The organism is Gammaproteobacteria bacterium, assembly GCA_003696665.1.
Taxonomy (GTDB): domain Bacteria; phylum Pseudomonadota; class Gammaproteobacteria; order Enterobacterales.
In genome coordinates this window covers 1-4,397 of record RFGJ01000452.1, presented here as the reverse complement: position 1 = coordinate 4,397, position 4,397 = coordinate 1, and the positions used below count along the sequence as shown (strand labels likewise).

The window sequence follows — 4,397 nt, the reverse complement described above, 5'->3', positions numbered from 1 at the left end:
TTCAGTATTGGCATCCCAATCGCCCTGGCCGGCCTGGCGGTCATCGTCTTGACTTTGTTGCTTCAGTGGCTCAACCGCAGTCACAGGGAAGAGCGTCCTGGATAGCGGTATGCCGGCGAAGGAAGGGACACAATGAACTTCAAGGCCTTTCTATCCTTTGGACTAGCAGGCACAGTCGTTGGGCTCATCATACGTTTGCTTCCAATTCACGTTCCCTATATGGATGCGGGGCTGCCGTTTTTTGTAGGTTGGTGGACAGCCGCCGCCATTGGGAGTATGTTATTTCCTCCTGGAGATAAGCGTGACTCTCCTTGAATAAGTGGCGATTCGGTAGCAATCCATACAAATGGATCGCCGCCGCATCTCTTCGTCGCCTCCTTCATCCGTCCTGTGTGGGACAATCCCGGAATCTCGGAAGATTCCGGGATTGTCCCACCACGCACACTCCGTCACATTGCGACGCCATTTCGTACAGTATTCGTACAATAATCGGAGCAAAATCTTAACGCGAAACCCCTTGACATCACCCCCCCCGTGGTAAACTGACAGCAAGCTCCGGAGCGATTTCCTCCATAATTATGTAGAATCGGGAGAAAAGGAAAATGGTAAGCCAACTTAGAAAAAGGTGGGTTTTCGTTCTTGTAGCGTTTGGTGCCGTCATTCTTGCAGTACTTGGGAATACCTTATTGCCCGTGGTTGCCCGAGCGTACGGAAATTTTTTGTTAAAGCAAGGCGATCTCACAGCTTTTGCATCCGACGTTCTCGACGACGGTGAAGTGCTACACTTCACAACTACCCTTTCTTGGCGGACGGATCCGTCGATGAGCGAGCCGCCTGACCCATATCACTTGCCCGTACTCCATTTCTATCAAGGGAAACGCGTTACTGAAAAATGGATAACAGAAGAGGGTTTTCATGAGATTGAGCGACTTGTCAATCATCAAGACACGATTATCGGGGAACGGGTCTTGACCAGAAATACCTTCCAACTCTACGATCCGATTTCTGGCCTGGCAGTTGCCTTTCCCCGCGAGCAGACTGAGCGGACAGCACCTATGGCCATCCAAGATGCATCTTCAATACAGGTTCACTCCATGCAACGAGTCGCTGAGTCTTCTTGGGGCAGGCCGGCTTGGCTTCTTGAGATGGATCCCTTGCAAGCATCTCCTGACACGTTCGGTTCAGATCCATTGACCGCTCAGCCGTACGCATTTACAGAGGATTTGCATTTTGCATCCGTACAGGAATTTCGCACCCTGGATACGAAAACCCGTTTGACGATTCGTCGCCAACTATTCGCCCTGACTGCTGATGGTCCTGTGCTGCTTTGGGAACAGCAAAACTCACGTCCAGAAATCCTGGTGCGCTCGGAGCTCTCGTTCGACTGGGACAATTTCGTGATTCCTGAGGCTCAGACTTTGCTAGCAGAACAACGGAGATTTATGCAAGCGGCTGGACAGTTCGCAGGTCCTCGTACTGTACTGTTCAGAAAATCAGGAGTGGCTCTATCGGAGCTGGAGAGTGTGGTAGGCCAGGTTCCTACTTCCCCTCTTGTACTCTTGGATCCGCAAACAGTGCGAGAACGGGTCGGTTTAGATTCGATCCAATTGGATTTCGCCTCGCACGAGTGGCCACAATGCACACACCAAGGCTTCGCTTTTACGTTAAGTCTCTGCGATGCACCTGTGAACATCACATACGCATCAAGCCACAGTCCGTCCGATATGCAAATCCAGATATTGCAAGGTCCTACTCATCAAATCGTTCCACTGCTGCGCCAGGCGTTGCCTGGATGGCGCACGAGCCAACCGATCACACTGGTGATCAACGGGCAAACCGTCCAGGGTTGGGAGATGATGTGGAGCAAGATAAAGGGTCTCCGCAGTGTTATGTTCGAAGTTCAGGGCACCTTCGTCCAGATAGATTTCTATACAATGTCGGATCAAAATCTGTCCGCCCTGCTTGAGCATCTAGCATCTATAGCGGGGGAATCCGTTCAGCATAAGCAGATCTACCTACCGTTTCTTCAACGATGATGCTCAGTGCACACACAAAAATACAGGAGGCATGTCATGCTGTCGGATAAGTTTCTTCGATTTCGGTGGAAAAATATAGCTGTCGCCGTGTTCCTGGTATGGCTATCGAACGTTGCTATGCCAATAACAGCTCACTCACTATCATCCTTTTCTGTTACGATTCCTGCAGGTTATTGGAGTAGTTCGAATCCATTTTACCTGGGCTCTGGACAAACTTATCGAAATTGGGGCAGTGACCTGTACTGGGCCCACGGTCAGACTTGGGGAGAGGTGCAGGGTGGAGGGGGATATGCCCCGGTAAAAGTCAGGGCGTTCTCCTGGCAGGTGGATCAATCGGGCCAATGCCAGTGGTCCTCGAGTGCAATCGTAAGTGGAAGTGGCTTCATCGCTGTATCCAGCCCGGCGAAAAGTGTTCTACTCTGCGGTGGTCAATATCATTACTACTATGCATACAGCGAACATTGGGTAGGATATACAGGAAACGGACTTTACCGCGTATCCACCGTTGGGTTCTGAATGGGAGTCAATCTTCGTGAGATTTGTAGCATTCGTGGGCAGGCCGGAATTGTTACTTTCTAGCCTCTGTTCCTCCCTGGCTCGCCGGGTGGAAGAAGCCGCGGACGGCAAGCTCACCGCGCTCAGCTTGCGCGGCCCTGACGTGCGATCTATACTGGATGAGGTGAAACCCGGCTGGCGCTGGGAGCCCATGCTCCTGGAGGTGGACGGCGACCGGTGGCGGGTGTATGCGGGTATCGGTATGCGCGCCCGATTGGTGCGGGTGCTGGGTCCGCGGCGGGCGCTGCGGTTGGCACAGATTGTGCAGAACGCAATGGTCTTTCAGCCGGGTCGGCGGGGTGTACTCAAGCAGATGATCGGCGTCCTCACAGGGATTATACTCGTTGGGCAAGCACCCAAGTCCCTGGCCTCCGATCCAGTCCCCGATGCTCGCCCGTCGCACGTCTACTTGCCACTCGTGTCATCTGGTGGTCAAAGCGGTCGAATTCACGCTAAGATGTTATCAGGAATAGATCTAAAGGAGGCCGTCGCAGCCGCTCGAAGTTATCCACAAACAGACAAATTGCGTCGATTCCTCCTTGATCAAGGATATAATGACGATCCCAATCTTTCGACTGCTGTCAGAGTCGATCTGGATGAAAAGAACCATGTGTTACTAGTAACTTTACCCTTTCACAGTTCGAAAGACGGTGATGCACAAATAAAATTCATACGTCATGGCTCGCATATCGATACGGGCATTGGCATCCTGCATGAAAGAGATGGTGTTGTGTCGGAAATAGAGGTGTGTGAACTGGTAAAGGGGAACGTGGAACGGACAAAGCGCCTGTCTAGGAAAAGGGATCGGATAGTTGTTGCGCAGTCCACGGGACAGATTAGTGAACTTGACTTAACCAAGGACATTACTTCGCCACAAAGCGATAGTTGTAGCGCGTGTCTGGACATATGTAGCCTTGTATATTCTATTGGGTGTGGTGTCTCCGGCTATCTTGCATGCAACCTAATATGCCTTAGCGTCGCTTATGTACTATGTCCGCTTATTTGTGCAGCGGTTTATGCTGCTGTCTGCTGGTGGGCCGTTGGGTGGGGTTGCGACACGATATGCGGTTCTCCAGAAGGATTGGGCTACTGTTGAGAGTCTGCAAAGGGTAATGACAGTGCGTAAGTACCGGCCGCGAATCGTTGCATTTCTGATCTTCGGATTGGGGGGCACACTTGCTGGATTGGTCGTTCGCTTGCTCCCACTCCACACTCCCGACGTAGGCATCCTGTTTTTCGTGGGTTGGTGGACAGCCGCCGCCATTGGGAGCATGTTATTCCCGCAGCGGGGTGGCGGTGACTCCCCCGGATAAACGGTTTCGCGTTGGCTATCCGGGCGGATAGCCAACGCGTCATTTCGTCGTTTCGTCGCCTCGCTCCTCCTCCACCGCGTACCCGTATCCACCGTAAGCCATCGGCGGAGTGGCCTACACCCTGATCCATAACTACGAGAACAGACTGACCGCGGTGAAACAGGGCAGCACCACCATCGCCAGCCGTCACCCCTCGCTCACCTCCACGCTCACCACATCAATCACCACATGGATCACCACACCTGGTGATGACGCCTCACCCCACGCTCGGGTATGCTGAGGCCGTCTCACAGAGAGAGTTCAGCGAGAAGTCTCTCATCCAATCCACAAACAAGGAGAAAGAACAATGGAATGGGTTACTGTGTTGTCTTGGGGCTCCCCGGTTGGTTTGGCTCTATTTTTTGTGGGGCTCGGCATGTTTTTCTGGGGCTTTTCCCGTTTTGTGTCGTCCTTAGCAGCCAACAACAGCAGAAGCGGCAAGTAGCCACCCCTA

The 4,397-nt window shown here is 52.6% G+C and carries 4 protein-coding genes; all 4 read left to right on the top strand.

Annotated features, from left to right (window positions below):
• The first annotated feature begins 132 nt into the window (after positions 1-132).
• The 4 genes from D6694_11250 (at position 133) to D6694_11235 (ending at position 3,904) form a co-directional block, all read left to right on the top strand.
• Positions 133-315, top strand: coding sequence for a hypothetical protein (locus D6694_11250; protein RMH39428.1), 183 nt, complete (start codon positions 133-135; stop codon positions 313-315).
• Between the two features lie 287 nt (positions 316-602).
• Positions 603-2,036, top strand: coding sequence for a hypothetical protein (locus tag D6694_11245; protein ID RMH39427.1), 1,434 nt, complete (start codon positions 603-605; stop codon positions 2,034-2,036).
• A gap of 505 nt (positions 2,037-2,541) precedes the next feature.
• Complete coding sequence (locus tag D6694_11240; protein RMH39426.1) at positions 2,542-3,687, top strand: hypothetical protein; 1,146 nt, start codon at positions 2,542-2,544, stop codon at positions 3,685-3,687.
• Between the two features lie 16 nt (positions 3,688-3,703).
• Positions 3,704-3,904, top strand: coding sequence for a hypothetical protein (locus tag D6694_11235; GenBank protein ID RMH39425.1), 201 nt, complete (start codon positions 3,704-3,706; stop codon positions 3,902-3,904).
• Positions 3,905-4,397 lie beyond the last annotated feature (493 nt).

What these genes read in the sequence shown, in the direction of transcription:
- D6694_11250 (RMH39428.1), top strand. Translation starts at nt 133, where the DNA reads ATGAACTTCAAGGCCTTTCTATCCTTTGGACTAGCAGGCACAGTCGTT.
- D6694_11245 (RMH39427.1), top strand. Translation starts at nt 603, where the DNA reads ATGGTAAGCCAACTTAGAAAAAGGTGGGTTTTCGTTCTTGTAGCGTTT.
- D6694_11235 (RMH39425.1), top strand. Translation starts at nt 3,704, where the DNA reads ATGACAGTGCGTAAGTACCGGCCGCGAATCGTTGCATTTCTGATCTTC.